The sequence below is a fragment of the Cardinium endosymbiont cBtQ1 of Bemisia tabaci genome, from assembly GCF_000689375.1.
Classification (GTDB): domain Bacteria; phylum Bacteroidota; class Bacteroidia; order Cytophagales; family Amoebophilaceae; genus Cardinium.
The window spans coordinates 209081-229274 of record NZ_CBQZ010000001.1 but is presented as its reverse complement, the minus strand read 5'-3'; the positions used below and the strand labels follow the sequence as shown (position 1 = coordinate 229274).

Below are 20194 nucleotides of genomic sequence, written 5' to 3'. Positions count from 1 at the left end.
TTAAAAAGATTTATCGTTTCTCTGCCTTTTCTAATAGAATAAATTCATAATCATAAGGGTTTTTATGATCTGCTTTAAAAGAACTGATGATACGTTGAACCCATTCCTCCCCTATCAAAGGGAAATAGGTATCTCCTGATACCATCAGATGGATTTTTGTTAGGTAAATTTTATGGGCTAAAGGCAAGGTTTGTTCGTAAATTTTTCCCCCTCCTATGACAAATAATTCCAACGCACCTTGCCCTTTTGCTAAGCTTATTGCTTCCTGAATACTACGTACTACATGATAACCCACAACAGACCGATCCATTTTTGTACTAACTACTATACTAATCCGACCGGGTAAAATACGACCAATAGAGTGAAAAGTATGGCTACCCATTAGCAAGTGATGTCCTAATGTTTTTTTTTTAAACTCTTTTAAATCAGCAGGAAGATGCCAAGGAAGGCTATTTTGATTGCCAATAACCCTATTTAAAGACATCGCCACAATAATAGATATAATCATAATGTATCACAAAGAAATATACTTCAATAAAAAAAGGGATTTATTTTGACTTATTCAATAAATACCACTATATTTGTGTAGAAAATAGATTGTATATAATACAATGGGGGATTAGCTCAGCTGGCTAGAGCACTTGCTTTGCAAGCAAGGGGTCATCGGTTCGAATCCGATATTCTCCACTTATAAGGACTGGTACATATTTTATCAGTTTACAAAAAATGCTAAATTATGCACTGAAAGTGCTATTTAGCACTACGCTGCTATAAAAAATCTATTCATTAATCAACACAATAAAGCTTTAAAGTAATTTTGCATTAAGTGTGGCACACAATTTGACGCTGGCCTCTAGTCATGCTATATGATAAAAGTACGATCGCATATTGAACGGAAGCTATTGCAACAGGCAGGCCATATTGTGGCACTTTGTCATGATGTTTTAAAAAATACCATCCAACCAGGTGTTAGTAGCCTAGCCTTAGACGCCATAGTAGAGAAAATCATTCGAAGCAACGGTGCAGATCCTGTATTCAAAGGGTACCTTGGCTTTCCGAATGCTACTTGTATCTCTGTTAACAATAGCGTAGTACATGGTATACCCAACAATCAACTATTGGAGGAGGGCGACATTGTTTCCATCGACATAGGTGTAAAGTATAAAGGGTACATTGGAGACAGTGCTTGGACCTACCCTGTAGGAAATATTTCTGATAAGAAAAAATTTTTATTGGTCCACACTGAAAAAGCTTTATGGGAAGGATTACGCGTCATTAAAGCAGGTACTCATCTATCTACTATTTCTCATGCCATAGGTCAATATGCTACACAACATAAACTAAGCATTGTAAAAGAATTGGGTGGACATGGCGTAGGCACCAGGCTTCACGAACCACCTAAAATTCCAAACTATGGGCAACCTAACCAGGGACCTATTTTAAAAGCTGGTATGGTATTGGCTATAGAACCTATATGCAATTTGGGCCATTCAGCCATTAAAACTTTACAAGATGGTTGGACCATTGTTACCAAAGATGGAAAAGATTCAGCCCACTTTGAACATACCATTGCTGTTGAAGAAGAAGGATATACTATTTTAACTACTTTAATGCAAGACTCCGTTTAACACGGGTACAAATTTTAAGATAAATCATCAAACTTTCACCCTTACGGATCGGATATATCCAACTAGTTGACCCAATATTAGTCCATCAATTGAGCCATCCTTCCGAATGGTTCCTTAACCGTTTTCTATATTAAGCATTATACGCACTAAATAAAATCATGAGGCAGAAGCGCAAACGTTTCGAGGCAAACAAATGGTTGAAACATCTTATAGAGCCAAGACATCCGATTTATAATACTATTAAAGGAAAATGGAATGATTTATATTTTCAAAACAAGCATCCTATTACTGTAGAAATAGGTTGTGGCCATGGTGCCTATACCATAGGACTGGCTAAAATATTTCCAGAAAGAAATTTTATAGGGATTGACATTAAAGGAGACCGGCTGTGGAAAGGTGGAGAAGAGGCCAAAACATATGGCTTAAAAAACGTTGCCTTTCTACGTACACAGGTAACCCACCTTTTGGATTTTTTTGCAGAAAATGAAGTGGCTGAGATTTGGATTACGTTTCCAGATCCTAGACCTAAAACTAGGGATATAAAACGTAGACTAACCAGTATTCGTTTTTTAAACCTATATAAAGCCATACTTATACAAAATGGACCTATTCACCTAAAAACAGATAGCAACTTACTGTTTAACCATACATTAGATTTACTCCAAGAAAAGGGGATAGAACCCCTTAACTATACGACAAATCTATATCGTTCTTCATTAATAGATCACCATTTTGGTATTCAAACTACTTATGAAAAGCGATTCATAGCACAAGGGATGCAGATCTATTATCTATGTTTTATGTTAAAATAACGTCAATTAGGGATTAACTTCTTAGTGGGACTAAACATCTAGTGAGCATTAACTGTAGATAAAAGAGATCTATGAAAAGTATGTATATTGTATCATATAATTATATTATATGGCTGTGATTAGAAATCAATAGATATAAATTATATATGGAAAGGATTACGCCTAAAGTAGATCTAGCGTTCAAGAAAATATTTGGAGTAGAGGAAAACAAAGATCTATTGATTGCGTTAATAAACGCAACGGTTTCAAAAGAAGATCAAGTAGTAGATGTTACGCTATTAAACCCTTATAACCCAAAAAACTTTAGAACAGATAAACTATCCATCCTAGATATTAAAGCAATTAGTGAAAAAGGTAAAAGGTTTAATATAGAAATCCAAATTACTGATGAAGCAGATTATGATAAACGTGCTTTATATTATTGGGCTAAGTTGTATACAGATCAATTAAAGGTTTCTCAGGATTATTCTACATTAAATAAAGCGATAGGTATTCATATACTTAACTTTGTATCTATAACAGATAATCAGAAGTATCATAATGTGTTTCGTATAACAGAACAAGAAAGCGGGTTACCCTATTTTAGGGATTTAGAATTACATACTATAGAGCTAACCAAGTTCAGTAAAGATCCAGAGGAAGATCTAAATAGTTTATTGAAAAAGATTAAAACCTCTTTAGACATTTGGACGGCCTTTCTTACGCGTCATGATTTGCTGAATAAGGATAACCTACCAGGACCGTTGGCCATCCATACCCTGAAAAAGGCATTGCACATTTTAGATACGCTAAACTTGACCGATGAAGAAAGAATGGCTTATGAAGATCACTTGAAATAGTTGAGAATAGAAGCCAATACAGTAGAAAAATATAGAAGAGAAGGTGAACAAAAAGGTAGATTAGAAGGAGAGCAAAAAGGGAGACAAGAAGGGATCCGAATAGGACAAGAAAAAGGAATTTTAATAGGACAAGAAAAAGGTAAGATAGAGGGAAAGATGGAAATCGCTAAATCTATGCTTTTACAAGGTTACTCCATTGAAGATATCGTGCTTATTACTGGTTACTGATATTCAAAATATTAAATAAAACAAACAGAGTTGTATTTCATGGTTCTACAATCTTTTCATTTGATAATGAAAAGATTGATTACTCTATTTTTTTATTAATTTTGTTCCTAATAACCTGAACTCTGGATTAGATTTTCATATTTGCGTATAAAGAAGCTCCTTTGAGTTTTAAATTTAGGTGATTGAAAATTACCTCTAAAAACTAAAGGAGCCAATTATGAATGTAGACAAATTAGTAGAAATATATTATATGGTAGATGAGTTTTTAATAAAATTTATGCCTTATATGGAGAAAAAGCTGTTAACAGAGCCCACAAGAAAACCCACTAGAACTTGTTCTCTTAACTTAAGCGAAATAATGACTATACTAATTGCTTTTCATCTAATAGGTTTTAGAAATTTTAAGATGTATTATATTCATTTAGAGCAATTTCACTCAAGTGAGTTTAGAACATTAGTGAGCTATAATAGATTCATATCACTAGTAAAAAGAACGTTAGTTCCTATGTATTTCTTTACGCATAGTCTTTCTAAGACAAGAACAGGTTGTTATTTTATAGATTCAACAGCCATTAAAGTTTGTAAGGTACAAAGGGCTTGTTCTAACAAAGTATTTAAATCAATAGCTACTAAAGGTAAAACAACGACTGGCTGGTTTTTTGGGTTCAAGTTACATTTGATTGTAAATGATTTAGGTGAAATTATGAATTTTACACTTACCCCAGGTAGGGTCAACGATAGATTCCCTGCAAAAAGTTTATGCAAAAATTTAATCGGTAAAGTATTCTCGGATAAAGGCTATATCAGCAAAGAATTATTTGAAAAACTTATGGAAAAAGGAATAGAGCTCATTACCCATATCAAGAAAAATATGAAAAATGCTTTTATGACATTATGGGATAAATTAATGCTTCGAAAGAGATCCATCATTGAAACCATCATCGATCAGCTTAAAAATATTAGCCAAATAGAACACTCTAGACACAGAAGCATACCTAATTTTATTGTCAATTTAATAGCTGGTATTACTGCTTATGGGCTAAAAGAGAAAAAACCGGCTATAGCTAATATATATACAACTGGTTTACAATAATTCTAATCCAGAGTTCAGGTTACTAACGTTAATTCTTCTTTCAATAAATCTAAAACTATCTTAGTCTTCTCTACTGAGCTAAATTTTCTGACCTTTTTTTTCCCCATTTGATAAAATCCATTTTGAAATAATAAAACTACTAAACTAGGAAACATTTTAAGTCATTTCTTGTCCAGTTTTTTCGGTCCACTATACTACATAAGAGGTAATCCTGTTATTTGTATAGATAAAACCTTGTTTTGTGCTGTGCTATAAAATATAGAAAAAAATTGTATAGGGATTCAAAATGGCATTATCAATGCTAAAAATTTTTATATATACTTGAAATAAATAATCTGAGACCGTTGCAATAGACTTTTAAGATTTGTATTAAACAAGTACTTTTATATTTATGAAATAGTTAATTTTTAGTTTTTATATGAAAGTTTTTATTTAGTTTTTTGATGATATAGTTATGGCAATAAAAACAAGTAGCCAGTTATCTTTTGGAGATATATCAGCTAGTCTCCGTAAATGCAAGCATACTTTTTTTAATCAAATAAATAATCTAATTAATTGGTCATCAGTAGAAAAAGAGCTTTGTATTTATTATCCGAAAGGCTTACGTTTGTCAGGCAAACCTGCCTATAGTCCCCTTCTTTTATTTAAAATGCTTTTGCTTGAACAGTGGTATGGATTAAGTGACTACCAAGTCGAAGAAGAGGTAAATGATCGTATTACATTTAGCAGGTTTTGTGGTATATCGATGGATAATTCAGTTCCAGATCATAGTGTATTAAGCAGATTTAGGACTGCTCTTACGGAAAAGAAGGCTTTAGATAGGTTATTAACAATAATTAATAATCAGTTATCGAGTCATGGTGTACTGGTTCAACATGGTGCAGTTATTGACGCCTCTATAACGCCTACTTCTAGAGGTCCCAAAGGTAAAAAAAGCTATAATTTGCATGAAGATGGTACTATATCGGTATCCCATAGTTATCAAAAAGGGGTAGATCAAGAAGCTAGTTGGACCAAAAAAGGTCATGATCTTTACTATGGCTATAAACGCCATGTCCTTGTAGAAAGTAAAGAAGGTTTAGTGCTGGCAGTCAGTACCACAAAGGCATCTAATCATGATGGTGCCCATTTACCCATATTATTGGATAAAGTATCCTTAAAAGCAGGCAGCAGGCTCTATGGAGATAAAGGCTATAGCGGGTTACCGAACGAAACTTTATTAAAGAAAAAAAGCTTAAAATCAGCTATTCAAAAGAAAGCTACTAAAAACCATCCCTTATCACCTACTGCTAAACGTTTCAATAAATTGGTATCCAAGACGCGCTATAAAGTAGAGCGGGTATTTGGTAATATTAAGCGTTGGTTCCGTAGTGCAGGAGCTCGTTATATAGGACTGGAAAAAACCCATACGCAACATGTTATGGAAGCTATAGCCTATAATTTATATAGGGCCCCAAATATCATTTTAAAGGGTTTTTAGGGGGATGGTATATCTAAAATGAACAAAAATTAACTTGAAAATCAATAAATAATGATTTTTATGCATCCTTAACCATAAAAACCACAAAAAATAACACTAGAAACTTATCAAAAATTACAATAACTATCTATTGCAACGGTCTCAATCTATGGGTGGAAAAATTATTATAGGACTAGATCCTGGAAGTCTGATTATGGGCTTTGGTATTATTCAAGAATCAGCAATAGGTAGCGCTATAAAACTAATAGACTATGGTATTTTGGAGTTAAAAAAATACAAAGGACATATGTTACGAATGCGTCATATCTATTTACACATGGTAGGATTGTTCCAAAAACATACGCCAGATGCAGTAGCTATTGAGTCAATTTTTTATGGATCGAATGTACAATCTATGCTTAAGTTAGGAAGGGCACAAGGAGTAGCGATTGCAGCAGCTTTAGCTTGTGACATGCCTATTACAGAATATGCGCCACGTAAGGTAAAACAAGCGGTTACAGGAAACGGTAATGCGTCTAAGGAACAAGTCGCTGCTATGGTGGGCCATCTCCTTAACTTACCCATTCCATCTACTTTTTTAGATGCTTCAGATGCACTAGCAGTAGCTTTATGCCATAGCCAACAACGTCTATCTTCTACTGCTAAGCCCAAAACCTGGTCTCAATTTATAACCGCACATCCCAATCGCAAGTTATCTGTTTGTTGAGTGTTAACTGGCTGTCCATGCAATATTTTTATTTGATTGATATAGGAAACAAAATTTATAAAAATTTGTTTGATTTTTAGGTCCACTATAAAAAAACAGTACTAATTTTTCAGTACACTATACTGAACCAACTTTTTAGCAACACTATAAAAATTCCCTTAGCGTGCTTTATTTTCCGTTTCCTGACATGACCCCATTTATATTACTATTTCTTTTTTTGTATTTACCTGATTTATAATATTGTTACAAATTGTTTTCATTTCATCAACTACTTGATTTACAACACGTATTTTAAGTATTTCCCCTAATGGAATATAAAAATCTAATGTTTCTTGAGCTATTTTTTTTTGCTTATCAAATGATTGAAATTCAATAGTTTGTAGGTTATGTAACCGGTCAGCTAGTTTTACCATAACTACTCTTATATCTTTATAATCAGATATTTTATCTTTATTTTCTTTTTCTGTAAGCTTTATTTTTTTCGATGATATACAATCCATATTTGTAACCTTGTCAACTATATAAGCTACTTCTTTCCCATATTGATAAGCTATTTGATATAAACAGAATGGTGTGTCTTCTATCGTATCATGGAGTAAAGCTGCAATGATAGCATCCGGATCATTAGTCATCTTTAATAAAATGGTAGCCACTACCAATGGATGTGTGTAAAACAATTCACCTGATTTTCTAAACTGACCTTTATGTATTTTCTTAATTTGTTGTATAGTATTTTGAACAAAAGTTACATCTAAATTCGTTTTTTCTTCTAGTTGAGATAAAAAATACTTTTCTAAAACTAGAGATGATTCAGTTTCTAATGGACCTTCCAATAAAGATAAAGTATCTATTATTTTAGGGCGAATAGATTGTAAATCTATTGGTATTATATACACCACCTGGATATCTGATTCAGTGGTTATGGTTGTGCAATAGCCATAGTGCGCATGTATTATGCGTTGATTTTTATATTCAATTAGCTGAGTTATATCTTTAGGAATGCTAATTTCTAATATATTTCTATCTACCGTATAAGTAGGTTTTATCTTTACAAGATTTTGTGTTGTAGAAAGTATAAAGCCAATTGCCGGAACTATTTTTTTATAGTTTCGGTTGGTTACTACATGTAATGGATAACACAATGTAGTTTCTTGCAAAGATAACGTAAGTAAAAAACCTTTCGATTCTTTTTGTAAATCATTTAGTTTATTTAGAAGTAATTGAATAATTTGCTCACTATCACAATATATAGACTCATATTTTGTTCTGATGTAAACTTGTATTTTTTCTTCTAATCCTAGTGGTTTAAGTGATGCAGCTAGTTTAGTAAACAGTTGATTAATTTCTATAGAGCTTACACTAAGCCGTAAATAGTCTATATTGCTATAGACCTGATTTTTATAGTAGGAAGTAAAAGAATCTAGTTGCTCAATAGATTTCTGTATATAAGGATTTTCTTGAATCGATTGTCTTGATATGTTATTGATAACATTCTTTACACAGTTAAAATAATCTATTGGACTAAAAAAATACTTTTCCTGTAATAGTTGATGTTGTATATTATGTAAATAGTCTAATTCATTTAATCTACAGGTATGGTTTATTTGCTGTTGTTGCGCATATAGTTTTACTATTTTCTTTCGTTTCCTGTAAGAAAAATTAAAAGCAACAAGTAACGACATCGTAAATTGATAACCAACTAGATAATACGAATTATTATAAATATTCCATTGCATAGTACCAAAATGACCCTTAAATATCAACCATCCAACTATAATACTCAACGGCATTAGCCATATCATATTTAAATAATCTATCAATGAGATAAAAAAGATAAGAGAGAGTAGCATCTGTATAACCCATATTATATTTCCTTTAGTAGCTAACACCATGATTGTATTAAAAAATGGTAAACAGTAAGAAACGGTAAAAAGAAAAAATAGTGAAAGATATTTATCTTGAATATTTTGAGGCCACTTATCTTTTATGATTAAAAAGAAGCAAAAAATAATACCTGAAGATAGTAAACTAAGCAAGAGCGTTTGATTAGATGTTATAGCTTGTTGATCAATAAAATTGGGTATAAGAAGATTGCATCCACACAATATTCCAGATAATACATAAGGGGATCCATATTTTTGCACATTATGCTTTATATAAAATAGAATCGTATAAAAATTAAGTATATCTTTGGTTAGTATTTGAAATAAACCAACACTAGTTGGTTTAAACTTTATTATAAATGTATTTACAAAACGGTCCATTACTTCCCATCTTTTGTATGTACACAAGTGAACTAAAAAGAAAATAAATCCGCTACTCAAAGTAGTGATGGGTATAGAGAGTATATTGTATATAGTAGGCAGTAGACTGTTAGAAAATATAAAAATTAATACTGAAGTAATTAGGGAAGCTATAAAAGCTTTTTTATTGGCTTTAAGACCCATAATAGCTGATATAAATGGTACCAGGAGCATTGGTGCTATTAGTTCCAATGCTTTAAATCCCAAATAAGGAATATGAATCATTTTTAATGCTATAAATATTGCTAAAAACCCTGTTAGTAAGGTAGTATATCTTACCCAATAACATTCATTAAAAGTTGTTAATCTTTTTTTACATAAAGGGCTAATTACGTCATGTATCAAAGTTACTCCTGCTATATGAATATAAGAGTCAGCACTGGACATTATAATAGCTAATAAACCAGCTATAGCTAATCCTTTTATCCCTGCTGGTAATAATTCTTGAATGATATGTGGTACAACTATATTGGGTTTTATGGAAGGGTATAAAACGAGTCCTCCTAACCCAATAAGCATAACCAGGAAGCGGAAAGTAGGATCAAACAAGGCAACAATCATATACTTTCTACACAATTGAAGTTTGCTTTTAGCCATAAGCATCCTTTGCACCACCGCAGGATCTACCATACCTATTTGCAATAACCATATCATAAAATAGATTGTGTAACGATAAAATCTTTCATGCCCTAAGATCAAAAATTTTTCTGATGGTACTTTTGTAAATAGTGCTTCTATACTTCCTACATGATATACTACATGATAAGTAATAAGAGGAACAGCAACGATAAATATGAAAAACTGTACCATATCTGTTATGGTAACTGCTTTAATACCCCCTATTGATGTATATAATATTGTAATAAAACCTCCTATTAAAATAGACCAAGTAGAATGTATACCTAGTAAAGGTTCACTAGATAGTGTCGTCATGAAATATTTTATATATTAGGTTTGTAGTTCGTATTATATTTTTAGATTAATAAGATCAATTATATTCCTAAGATGTCTAAATGGATTCACCGTCATGATATTTCAGACAAAGTATGGTCTATTTTATCACCTCTACTTCCAGGTCAACAAGGAGGTTGGGGAGCTGTTGCCAAAGATAATAGGCTGTTTATTAATGCAGTATTTTGGATTTTACGTACAGGATCTCCTTGGCGTGATCTTCCATCTAGCTATGGGGATTGGAAAAACACCCATCGTAGATTTTCTCGCTGGAGAGATAATGGTATATGGGAAAGGATCTTAGAGAGACTAATTAATAATCCTGATTTTAAATGGCTTATGATTGATTCTACTTATATAAAAGTACATATGCATGGAACGGGTGCGAAAGGAGGAAACCAATCTATGAGTCGAACAAAAGGGGGCTTAATACGAAGCTACATTTGGCCGTGGATGCGTCTGGTATGCCGGTCAGAGCTATTATCACAGAAGGTACCAGAGCTGATTGTAGCCAATCTACATATCTTATTGAAGGGATAACTCCAAAGCATTTGTTAGCAGACCGCGCCTATGATACCGATAAAATCATTAAATATGCTAGAGAAAAAGGTATTGTTCCTGTTATCCCTCCCAAAAAAAACAGAAAAATAAAGCGTGATTTTGACAAAAATCTATATAAATTCCGACATCTTGTTGAAAATATGTTTCTCAAAATTAAGCAATGGAGAGGAATCTCCACTAGGTATGCAAAAAACACAGCATCATTCTTGGCAGCTGTCCAAATTAGATGTATCCATCTATGGGCTAACTTCTTATGACGACACTATATAATTATCCCGATAGCTGTTAACTGGATACTGGTATGTATAATCGAGTTCAAAATACTTAAAACCCCGCTAATGATTCTAGCGAATCTACCATAAATCCCCATAATTTCTGCAAAGGTCAAATATTTATCAAAGTAGACCATTTTAGGCACAATAAAGACTGCCCTGATTATATACGCTATGGGAAGAGAAGCTATAGAAATATTAACGATAATACCCTTATTGAATACAGCTGAAGCATCGCTCAATATGCTTCCTGCACCTATATCAGTAGCTAAATAAGTAGCAACTAGTGGAATAAGACCATACATTTTATGTGCAATAGTATATTCTTCTATAGTTTTAGAATTTTTTCCTGCAAAGAGTCCTATTAAAAAAGTAACCAATAAAAAAATATATATGATACTGTGATCTAAATCTATGTAATTCATATTGGTTCATTTTAGTTTTTATACTTAATATTTAATAACCATATATAAATAATATCATCATTAAAAAATTTGGAAAAATATTAATATAAATATCTATAAATCAATAATAATTGAAATGATTTTTATCTCATACTTTATGTTTAATTTAAATAAACTTAATTAGTATTATATTAGTATAATTAATTTTTATAAAAAAACAATATAATTCGTATGGCTCTTTTATATACTATTAATGGAATATCAGGTACTCCTAGACAAGAAGTAACAGATTGTATAGCGCAATATTTTGAGAAAAAGGGTAAACAAATAACGCTTATATCTGATCCGAAGGGGTCTAACTATGGAAAACTAATTAACAACATAGTTCTTCATCATAATATTTTTTTATCTTCTTTTACAGAAGCTTTACTTTATCTTACTTGTAGCAAAGAAATATTTGATAAAGTTGATTGGAGTAAAGATTCCATAGTAGTTTCTAAAGGTTATTTTTTAGAAACATTTGGTTATCAAAATCAAATATCTGATTGGGATCTGGAAGATGCTAGGAAGTTCTTTTTTCTATTCGCTAAACATATGCTAAACATATAAGGTATACTTATCCCTTGGTTTCTATTATACTTACGGAAGATTACACAGCAGCGGAAAAACGCGCTGAAACCAAATTTGAATACAAGAATAATCCAGAAAAATACTTAAATGATTCAAATCGATTTTTGCGCATTAAACAACATCCTATTATTCAAGAAATAGGTATCGAAGTGGTTAATGTAAAAATAAAAAGTAGAGATCCAAGGAAAGTTTTTCAAGAAGAAATAGAACCTATTTTATAGGGCTCTATCGGATCTTTCGCGTCTATAGTTGATTTTGTATATTCCTCCCCCTTATCCGAAATTTTGGTATTATGCGACCATAAGTTTATAAAAGTTCTTAAAAGTATAGGCCTGTTTTTTAGATGGACCAGCGGGAGAAAATGAACAAAAAATTAGGGTTTCACTCACATTCCGCACCAGATAAAAATATTCTTCGCATGAAAAATGTTGAGTTCATTTATTTTCTTTTTTTTGTAATTTTTGGAATGTTTTATTGTATTTGGTTAAGCTGTATAATGACTTAACAACTGTATTTATTGATTGTAAACCAATATTTTTATCTTTTTTTCCAAAAAGGACAGACTTCTCCCCTAAAAAACTACACATTTGTTTTTAATCCATAAATAGCCATGGCTTTTGGTCCAAAATAGCTTATAATCTGTTTAGTTACCTTCTTTAAGTTAATTACATACTTTTTTATATACCCTTTAAATTTCAGGTGCAGTTCATGAATACCATAAAATAGACGAGATACCCATATCATAGTTGGCTTTTGTGTTGGTTTCTTGAGTTGATTAGGAACAGTAGCATTATGCTGTACCAAAGATTGATGTAACCAAAGCTCACTAAAGCTGTAGACCATTAGACATAGCGTCATAACCATCATTAAGGCTTGTATACGACTTGCTTTTTTTAGAAAAACAGAAGATACCTCAAATGCATTTCCTTTAATAAACCTAAATCCTTGTTCTGTTTTGTACTGATCTTTATACTCTAGTAATATGTCATGATCTGTTAAAACTTTGTTATCCAGTTCATTGGTAGCTAAAATAAATCTTCCCTGTTGGGCTTTTAATAGATCTATTTTGGATCTATTGGGTACCATTTCAATAGACAAATTATAGCCTATGATGGTAGGTTGAGCACCTTGCTTAGGCCTGCCTTGGCCATTATATTTAGTAATTTCTTTCACTTGAGTGATGAGCAATTCATGATATTTAATCGATTTACTGATAAAAGTAAGTGCTTTTTCTCCATCAGGTTTACATGAAAATAATTGATTTTCAAATTTATCAATAACTTTACGCATACTATCGTATTCATTATCAATCTTACGCTCCAATGTAGCTACTTCTTTATTATAAGATTGTTCTGAGTATACTAATAACCAGCGTTGGTCTACACCCTTGTATACTTGTCTAAAGGAGCTAATTTTGTATCCGTTCTCCAATATTTGCCACGTGATATCTTTGTCACTTTTTTGTAGATAGACTTTAGATTGGTTAATACTACCAGGAACCCTTGAAAGCCAATGGATAGCTGGATTTTCTATAACACACTTTTCATACATAGCACTATCTGATACAAATAAAAAAGCAGGAGCTGCTTTGAGTTGTTTACAAAATGCGCTCATCCGTTTAGCTGATTGTTGTAAAATAATTTTATCAGAAGCGTTCCCTTTGTGGGCTTCCATCCAAATAGGAAAAGATTTTGCCCCTGTAGTAGCTATATTAAGCACCATTTGTTTTAAATCTGGCCTTCCATCTTTGGAATAACCATGGCTAATTTTAAATTCATTAGTTTGATTATCACTTTTTGAATCTAATGTTGGATGGTCATATTCTCCAAAAACAGTTAAGGTAGTTGTATCTAAACGGGCGGTTTTACCCAATAAGTTAAATGCTGTACCAATCTCAAAAGCTACTTCTGAAAAAAGATTAGTGGGACCATAATCTGAAATAGCATCTAAACATCGACCTAAAGCATGGTCATTAAACATATCTGATCTAACATCAGGTCGAAATAACTTATCAACTGGTTTATTGGATAAGAATTCGGGGAACATATAAAGACGATCGTCCATAAAGCCTAAGCCATTTAGTATCATTGCAGATACACGCTCACCCATAGTTAGCTTAGCTCCTTTTTCTTGGGAGACTGGAAGACGTGCATCTATTTTTGACATCAAGCCAATTTTATCTATTACACTGGAAATGATACCTAAATGATCTAGTACTAAGCTCCCTACAATTTGATCTTCTTGTAACATTACTAAATACTCCTAAAATAAACAAAAGAAGTTTAAACCTAATATCTTACAAAATTTTAATCTAATCTAAAATACAATACTGGTGCGGAATGTGAGTGATTAAGTCCTTCTTGATCTAATCTATGTCGCCAACGGGTCAATGAGCTAGGGTTACAAGGTACCTTAAACTGAAAATAATCATATCCACAAAAGTATTGCCAATAAGGATTTTCTACCCATCTAATCACTACTTGTTCATCAGAAATGTTATACATATGACTGATAATGAGAAGACCTATAATTAAACGAATAGGCAAAGGAGGCTGACCAGGACCATAGCTAAAATCCCGGTCTAAATCTGATGCTAAGGCGTGCCAAGGAATCGAATCAGACAACTGGAATAAAGAATGTTTGGAGTTAAGAAAACTAGATAAGCGCTGCTCAAACAGACGAGCAAGACTATTATTTATTTTCTTAGATTTCATCCTTATTTTGCAAGTTTTTTATACAAAACAACTCTAAAACTGGTGATTAACTAATACAAATTTAGAAACTTATTTGCTGATTAACAAATAATTATATAGTATTTCAGGGACGACTATTTACTCCTCCTTATGGTGTGCCTTTTGTTCTTTCAACTAATCTTCCATCAGGAAATTGTATGGGAGCTTTTAGCCATCTTTCTATATATAATATTACCCATTTCGTATTTGTATGCTTCCTAACCGCCTTAATGATAAGTTCATGATCAATATTATCAAATAAACCTTTGATATCAAATTCTAGTACAAAATTATATTTCCAGCATCTACTACGTGTTATTCCAACTGCGTCAAGTGCTGACTTGTTTGGTCTGTAACTATACGAATTCTCATAAAAATGAGGTTCCAATTCTGGTTCAAATACTAACTTGACTACCATCTGAGCAATTCTATCACTTACAGTCGGAACACCTAGGATTCTTTCACCTCCATCTTTCTTTAATATAGGTACTGCTTTTACTGCTGCAGGATAATAACTACCAGAGGATAGTCTGTTCCATATCTTGTATAAATTGTTCTTTAAATTATTATCAAATTCTCTTATTGTTTGACTATCAATGCTGCTAGAACCAGCATTTGATTTAACTAGTTTATAAGCTTGTAGCACTAAGTGCTTGTTAATAGTAAACGGTTTTTTCTTTACCAAAATTTCCTCCTCTTACGAGTTGTTTAATGTTAATGACTGCTTAAGCTCAATCCATTCGCTCCATTCCCATTACAGAAACTTCTTCACTACTACGGATTGATCCGACCCAGTTTCTTGCATCGGTACTCTGTCCCTTATAGTGTTTGCTATTTGGGGGGCTCCATTAGCATCAAGATGACTGGTTCTCGCAGTTCCTCATATAACCCAAAATTAGAATCATGCTCTCTTTATGCCGGATACCGTCTATACCAGTAATCAGGTAACTTATAGACTTATCATGGAACCGCATTCTATTCCATTTTTGATATCTTGTATGTTCTTCTCGACACGTCAACAAGAGTTCAGTTTCATTCATCTTTCTAATCCACACCTGCTGAATTTATTTCCAGCTTTTCCTTTTGCGCTCAGCACCATCACTCTTAATGACAGCCGACTAAGGTGGTTTGAGACCTGATCCTGAAATCCGATCTCGAAGGGCCTTCCTTCATCTTATATGAAGCTTTTATTATCACTTACTTTTTTTTTCATGTAATACTTATCTACGACACACAATGCGACAGAACCTCTATGATTTAGGCAATCGCTTATAAAATGCGAAACATCCAGAACTTTTTATATAAGTAATATCTAGATAATTTTTTAACATAGCGCTGTCTTTTTTATATAAAATAAAAAAACAAGGCTTATCAATAGGACCTTCTAATAGCCAATTTATATCGACTACCCGCAAGCTTTTCGGTAAGTCAGCATAGAAAAGAGGGGCGGCTGATTTAAAACCAACGGTGGCAAGATATAAACTTTTTCCTTTACAGGCTTTACAAAAATCAACCATTGGTTTTTGGGTATAAGCTTCTACTTTAGGTGCTATACGGATCAAGAATAATGCCAATGTGCAAATATTGACTAACGCAAAGTTACTTATAAAGGGAATAAAACGGAATTGTACAAGAAAATAGTAGGCGGTCCCTATACCTATGGTATAGATAATACCTGGGATACTATCCCAGTAGTTCCATATAACCGATAGCTGTAGTGCGTCTTTTATAGTTTGATTTTGTACAAGACTGATCCATAAGGTTTTATGTAACATCATCCATGGTATAAGCGCTAAAACGCTCCCTATGATTACTCCAATCACTAAAAAAGCCATACCTGAATGGCTATATTGCCTATTGTATATCTGTTGGTGCAAAAACTCAGTTGCAAAAAATATTATGGGGAAATAGGACATAGCACTATAATGCACAATTTTTGTACCAACTAAGGTAAAAATAAGTAACACAACGGCTAATAAAGCTTGCATATTGGCTGCAAAATAACTGTCTTGAATCAATCGTTTTTGTTTTAAAATAAATATCGCAAATAGAGCACTTGGAAAACATCCAAAAAAAAGTACTAAATAATGATAGTACCAAGGTTGGTCATGGGTATCAACCGGTTGATGATAGAGCAATAGATGGTAATCCCAAAATTCTTTAATAAACGTGCATCCATTAGAGCAAATCTCTGGAATAAGCCAACAGGACAGAACCATTGTAGCAATCAATAGCGCTACAACCAATGATTTGAAGGAAACCATACTTCTCTTAAACCAAGTGTAAGATAATCCTAGCGTGGCCAATGGTATGATCAGAGCCATAGGTCCTTTGGTTAATAGTGCACAACCTATAGCTAAACCCGAACCGCCATACAACCATGGATTAGATGGCATCATGCTATGAGATAAAAAATAGATGGCGAGTAGCAAAAAGTAATTAAAAAAAGGATCTATAATAGCTGATTTAAAATAAAAGTGAGGCAAAAAAGAAGTTGCGTACAAGCACATCCATAGAAAGCCAAACCATTGATCTTTGTATTGCTTACCTATATAGTATAGGGTTACAAGGGTTAATAGTCCACAGACCAAATTAGGGAAACGGGCTCCTAGCTCATTAATACCCCAAAAATGCATAGAAACTGCTTGTAACCAAAAGAAAAAAGGTGGTTTTTCATAGAGTGGCTCAAAATTAAAAGTCACTTGACCATAGTGCCCCGTACGTATCATTTCTCTGGTAATTTCGGCAAAATAGAGTTCATCTAAATCAAATAGATGGACCTCCCTTATACCGAGTGCAAAAATGCATCCAAAGCCAATTAGAAAATAAAAAACGATACTATTTTTTAATTGGAAACCTTTTCCCATGGGGGTACAACAAAAAATAGATAGAACGGTCCAACCAACTTGGCCCATTATAATCCATAACATAGATGCATGTCACTACAGCAGCAATCGTACCAATCCAAGCACCTACATAAACATCTGTATAAAAATGTTGACAAAGATAAATTCTTGAATAGACAACCATTAGGGCTATTCCTAACAAAATTAGACTATAAAAAAAATTTTTGCTACTAGACAATAGTTGTAGTACAGATATCAAGGAAAAGATGGTAGCAGCATGACCTGAAGGAAAACTAAAATCTGTTGGTAGCGATACCCCATCTACTAAGTGTAGTGATACATCTACAGGAAGCAAAGCGATAGGTCTTAATTGATCTCTAAAAAAAAGACGTTTTAATAGTTGTACCACTATAGTCATCATGACAAAACTTCCTCCTATAACCATAGTCTTTCTACAAGTTGCATGTAATAAAGTTACTATACATAGCAAAGATAGATAGGTAATTCCATCACCCAACCAAGTAAAATAAGGCGCTATACAATCTAGCATAGGATGATGCCACTGTTTAAGCAAAATAAAAAAAGCAACTTTATCCCATACAAAAAGTGGAAAAACACCGATAACCAATAAAGCAGTAATCAGGTAAAAAAATAAGCTATTTTCATACCAAATTATTTTAATGATTTTTATTTTTTCCATGCCATTTTTTTTGAAACGGTAGCAGTAAAATTAGGTAAAAACCTAAATGAAAAATAAGCTGTAAAAGTAACAGAATAGTATACTACTGATGATGCCAATCTAACGCTTACCTTTGATTTTAATAGTTTTTTACAGCTTGTTGTCTGGCATATTGCATCTAACTAATTACTCATAGAAACTAAAAACTCTTCATTATTACGTGTACCCCTCATTTTCTTAAGTAAGAAATCCATAGCTTCTGTAGAACTCATATCTGCCATAATGTTGCGCAATATCCAAATTCGTGCCAATTCCTCTTTACCTATTAACAACTCTTCATGTCTTGTTCCAGAAGCAGGTACATCAATAGCTGGATAGATACGTTTATTGACTAATTTTCGATCCAGTTGTAGTTCCATATTACCCGTACCCTTGAACTCTTCAAAAATTACCTCATCCATTTTAGATCCTGTATCAATAAGTGCTGTAGCCAAAATGGTCAACGAACCGCCATGCTCTACATTACGAGCTGCACCAAAAAATCGCTGGGGTTTATGCAGTGCATTGGCATCAATACCACCAGAAAGTACTTTACCAGAAGAAGGACTAACCGTATTATGTGCCCGAGCCAATCGGGTAATAGAATCCAAGAGAATAACTACATCACGACCACATTCTACCATCCTCTTTGCTTTTTCTAAAACAATATTAGAAACTTTTACATGCCGTTCAGCTTGTTCATCAAAAGTCGAAGCGATCACTTCTGCTTGCACATTTCTGGACATATCTGTCACTTCTTCAGGACGTTCACCAATTAAAAGAACAATTAAATAAACTTCTGGATGATTGGATGCAATTGCATTGGCAATTTCTTTTAATAGTACTGTCTTACCCGTTTTAGGCTGGGCTACAATCATACCACGTTGCCCCTTACCAATAGGTGAGAATAAGTCCATAATGCGGGTTGAATACTGGCTAGCCCCGTTGGAAATATGTAACTTATTATGTGGAAAAAGTGGAGTAAGGTGTTCAAAGGGGATACGATTGCGTCCCTCTTCCGTGGTCACGCCATTCATATATATTACCTTTAAAAGTGCAAAATATTTTTCTCCTTCTTTCGGTGGGCGTATTTTTCCACGAATGGTATCACCTGTTTTTAGGTTAAACACCTTGATTTGAGAAGGAGATACATAGACATCATCTGGACTAGCTAAATAATGATAATCAGATGAACGCAAAAACCCATAGCCATCTTGCATAATCTCCAGTACACCTTCTCCTTCAATCGTAGTATCTAAATTGTGCTGCGCAACTGTCTCTTTTTTACCTTTTTCAGATGAGGAGATAGCCTCCTTTGGCTCTTTTATAGTAGAAACAGCAGCGTATTCAATAGCTACTGATTTGGCTGACTCGGTAGCACTAATTTCACTATTTTTATCTTCTATATTAGTGTCAATTTGTATTTCTACTGCCTTAGATTTTGTATAACTTTTCTTGGACGACAAAGGTGGGGATACCTCTTTTGGTTGCAGAGGTGCAATAGCCATTGGAGTGTTCTTTTTTTGAGTAATTTCCCTTACAGGTAGTAGTGCTTGCTGGTCTAATATTTTATAAATAAGTTCTTCCTTCGAAAGCGTTTTATAGCTTTTAATTTTAAATTTTTCTGCTAATTCGCGTAACTCAGAAATAAGCTTTTGATTGAGTTCTCCGATATTGTACATGATTGAGTTAGGTGTAAGTTAAATAAATCCTATTAAAATAATAGGCATCATCTTAACTATTTTAACAAATGTGCTTAAAATAGTAGTAGCTTATATTACTGTAGTAGCTATGTAAACGAAGTGTGTGAACATGAATGGAGCAAATACGATCTGCCCGTTGATGATTCATTCATAAAAATATCTTTACATAAAATGCTTCAATAGCACTAAGTAAAATCATTTTAATAATTTATGGTTTTAAACACGTGAAAATTAGCTATTTTTAACTACTAAACAAAAGTAGCATCTATAATTCAAATAAGATATTAC

General features: G+C 33.0%; 17 protein-coding genes, 1 tRNA gene and 2 pseudogenes. 11 read left to right on the top strand and 9 right to left on the bottom strand.

From position 1 onward, the window contains the following. Window positions 1-10 precede the first annotated feature (10 nt). A complete protein-coding gene (locus tag CHV_RS01065; protein WP_034576523.1) occupies window positions 11-508 on the bottom strand; it encodes a dihydrofolate reductase in 498 nt (165 codons plus the stop codon). 105 nt (window positions 509-613) lie between these two features. Here CHV_RS01065 and CHV_RS01060 point away from each other — a divergent pair. The 7 genes and pseudogenes from CHV_RS01060 to ruvC all read left to right on the top strand — a co-directional run bounded on the left by CHV_RS01060 (window position 614) and on the right by ruvC (window position 6786). After that, window positions 614-687 (top strand) — tRNA-Ala (locus CHV_RS01060). Window positions 688-866: 179 nt separating this feature from the next. Then, a complete protein-coding gene (gene map / locus CHV_RS01055) occupies window positions 867-1628 on the top strand; it encodes a type I methionyl aminopeptidase (RefSeq protein ID WP_034576521.1) in 762 nt (253 codons plus the stop codon). A 158-nt stretch (window positions 1629-1786) separates the two neighbouring features. Next, window positions 1787-2440, top strand: a complete 654-nt coding sequence (gene trmB / locus CHV_RS01050; protein ID WP_130721387.1) for a tRNA (guanosine(46)-N7)-methyltransferase TrmB — start codon at window positions 1787-1789, stop codon at window positions 2438-2440. 146 nt (window positions 2441-2586) lie between these two features. Next, window positions 2587-3507, top strand: a pseudogene (locus tag CHV_RS01045) (Rpn family recombination-promoting nuclease/putative transposase). Between the two features lie 217 nt (window positions 3508-3724). Beyond that, a complete protein-coding gene (locus CHV_RS01040; RefSeq protein ID WP_034576518.1) occupies window positions 3725-4600 on the top strand; it encodes an IS982-like element ISCca1 family transposase in 876 nt (291 codons plus the stop codon). 454 nt (window positions 4601-5054) lie between these two features. Then, complete coding sequence (locus tag CHV_RS01035; protein WP_034576516.1) at window positions 5055-6080, top strand: IS5-like element ISCca3 family transposase; 1026 nt, start codon at window positions 5055-5057, stop codon at window positions 6078-6080. A gap of 148 nt (window positions 6081-6228) precedes the next feature. Continuing rightward, window positions 6229-6786 (top strand): crossover junction endodeoxyribonuclease RuvC, encoded by a 558-nt coding sequence (gene ruvC / locus CHV_RS01030; RefSeq protein ID WP_034576514.1) that lies wholly within the window; start codon window positions 6229-6231, stop codon window positions 6784-6786. A 197-nt stretch (window positions 6787-6983) separates the two neighbouring features. Here the strand turns inward: ruvC and CHV_RS01025 are convergent, their stop codons facing one another. Then, complete coding sequence (locus CHV_RS01025) at window positions 6984-9947, bottom strand: sodium:solute symporter family protein (RefSeq protein ID WP_223245673.1); 2964 nt, start codon at window positions 9945-9947, stop codon at window positions 6984-6986. Between CHV_RS01025 and CHV_RS05715 the strand changes: the two genes are divergently transcribed. Together CHV_RS05715 and CHV_RS05110 are read left to right on the top strand one after the other, a co-directional pair. Continuing rightward, a complete protein-coding gene (locus tag CHV_RS05715) occupies window positions 9883-10041 on the top strand; it encodes a hypothetical protein (RefSeq protein ID WP_223245677.1) in 159 nt (52 codons plus the stop codon). The two genes, CHV_RS01025 and CHV_RS05715, sit on opposite strands and share 65 nt — an antisense overlap. 53 nt (window positions 10042-10094) lie before the next feature. Continuing rightward, window positions 10095-10858 (top strand): IS5 family transposase gene (locus CHV_RS05110; RefSeq protein WP_130721366.1). Its coding sequence is split into 2 segments (ribosomal slippage): window positions 10095-10467 and window positions 10467-10858, totalling 765 coding nucleotides; the frame shifts between segments, so codons are not numbered across the junction. 5 nt (window positions 10859-10863) lie between these two features. Here the strand turns inward: CHV_RS05110 and CHV_RS01010 are convergent. Then, window positions 10864-11298 carry an SLC5/6 family protein gene (locus CHV_RS01010; protein WP_034576506.1) on the bottom strand — a complete coding sequence of 145 codons (435 nt, stop codon included), beginning with the start codon at window positions 11296-11298 and terminating at the stop codon, window positions 10864-10866. Window positions 11299-11508: 210 nt separating this feature from the next. Between CHV_RS01010 and CHV_RS01005 the strand changes: the two genes are divergently transcribed. Beyond that, window positions 11509-11886, top strand: coding sequence for a hypothetical protein (locus CHV_RS01005; RefSeq protein ID WP_034576504.1), 378 nt, complete (start codon window positions 11509-11511; stop codon window positions 11884-11886). A 14-nt stretch (window positions 11887-11900) separates the two neighbouring features. Further along, on the top strand, window positions 11901-12128 hold the full coding sequence (locus CHV_RS01000; protein WP_034576502.1) for a hypothetical protein: 228 nt from the start codon (window positions 11901-11903) through the stop codon (window positions 12126-12128). A 358-nt stretch (window positions 12129-12486) separates the two neighbouring features. Here CHV_RS01000 and CHV_RS00995 read toward each other — a convergent pair whose 3' ends face one another. The 6 genes and pseudogenes from CHV_RS00995 to rho form a co-directional block, all read right to left on the bottom strand. Continuing rightward, window positions 12487-14157, bottom strand: a complete 1671-nt coding sequence (locus tag CHV_RS00995; protein WP_034576500.1) for an IS1634-like element ISCca6 family transposase — start codon at window positions 14155-14157, stop codon at window positions 12487-12489. A 98-nt stretch (window positions 14158-14255) separates the two neighbouring features. After that, window positions 14256-14621: pseudogene (locus CHV_RS00990) on the bottom strand (transposase); the annotation flags it as partial. A 127-nt stretch (window positions 14622-14748) separates the two neighbouring features. Continuing rightward, window positions 14749-15324: a reverse transcriptase domain-containing protein gene (locus tag CHV_RS00985; RefSeq protein WP_034577038.1), complete on the bottom strand. Its 576-nt coding sequence runs from the start codon at window positions 15322-15324 to the stop codon at window positions 14749-14751. Window positions 15325-15889: 565 nt separating this feature from the next. Then, window positions 15890-17506, bottom strand: coding sequence for an ArnT family glycosyltransferase (locus CHV_RS00980; protein ID WP_034576498.1), 1617 nt, complete (start codon window positions 17504-17506; stop codon window positions 15890-15892). Next, a complete protein-coding gene (locus CHV_RS00975) occupies window positions 17478-18185 on the bottom strand; it encodes a phosphatase PAP2 family protein (protein ID WP_034576496.1) in 708 nt (235 codons plus the stop codon). The genes CHV_RS00980 and CHV_RS00975 overlap by 29 nt, the downstream gene beginning before the upstream one ends. Window positions 18186-18346: 161 nt before the next feature. Continuing rightward, window positions 18347-19885: a transcription termination factor Rho gene (rho, locus tag CHV_RS00970; protein ID WP_034576495.1), complete on the bottom strand. Its 1539-nt coding sequence runs from the start codon at window positions 19883-19885 to the stop codon at window positions 18347-18349. Window positions 19886-20194 lie beyond the last annotated feature (309 nt).

What these genes read in the sequence shown, in the direction of transcription:
- CHV_RS00975 (WP_034576496.1), bottom strand. Translation starts at nt 18,185, where the DNA reads ATGGAAAAAATAAAAATCATTAAAATAATTTGGTATGAAAATAGCTTA.
- CHV_RS05715 (WP_223245677.1), top strand. Translation starts at nt 9,883, where the DNA reads ATGAAAAACTGTACCATATCTGTTATGGTAACTGCTTTAATACCCCCT.
- CHV_RS01005 (WP_034576504.1), top strand. Translation starts at nt 11,509, where the DNA reads ATGGCTCTTTTATATACTATTAATGGAATATCAGGTACTCCTAGACAA.
- ruvC (WP_034576514.1), top strand. Translation starts at nt 6,229, where the DNA reads ATGGGTGGAAAAATTATTATAGGACTAGATCCTGGAAGTCTGATTATG.
- CHV_RS01035 (WP_034576516.1), top strand. Translation starts at nt 5,055, where the DNA reads ATGGCAATAAAAACAAGTAGCCAGTTATCTTTTGGAGATATATCAGCT.
- trmB (WP_130721387.1), top strand. Translation starts at nt 1,787, where the DNA reads ATGAGGCAGAAGCGCAAACGTTTCGAGGCAAACAAATGGTTGAAACAT.
- rho (WP_034576495.1), bottom strand. Translation starts at nt 19,885, where the DNA reads ATGTACAATATCGGAGAACTCAATCAAAAGCTTATTTCTGAGTTACGC.
- CHV_RS00980 (WP_034576498.1), bottom strand. Translation starts at nt 17,506, where the DNA reads ATGGGAAAAGGTTTCCAATTAAAAAATAGTATCGTTTTTTATTTTCTA.
- CHV_RS01065 (WP_034576523.1), bottom strand. Translation starts at nt 508, where the DNA reads ATGATTATATCTATTATTGTGGCGATGTCTTTAAATAGGGTTATTGGC.
- map (WP_034576521.1), top strand. Translation starts at nt 867, where the DNA reads ATGATAAAAGTACGATCGCATATTGAACGGAAGCTATTGCAACAGGCA.
- CHV_RS01010 (WP_034576506.1), bottom strand. Translation starts at nt 11,298, where the DNA reads ATGAATTACATAGATTTAGATCACAGTATCATATATATTTTTTTATTG.
- CHV_RS01040 (WP_034576518.1), top strand. Translation starts at nt 3,725, where the DNA reads ATGAATGTAGACAAATTAGTAGAAATATATTATATGGTAGATGAGTTT.
- CHV_RS00995 (WP_034576500.1), bottom strand. Translation starts at nt 14,157, where the DNA reads ATGTTACAAGAAGATCAAATTGTAGGGAGCTTAGTACTAGATCATTTA.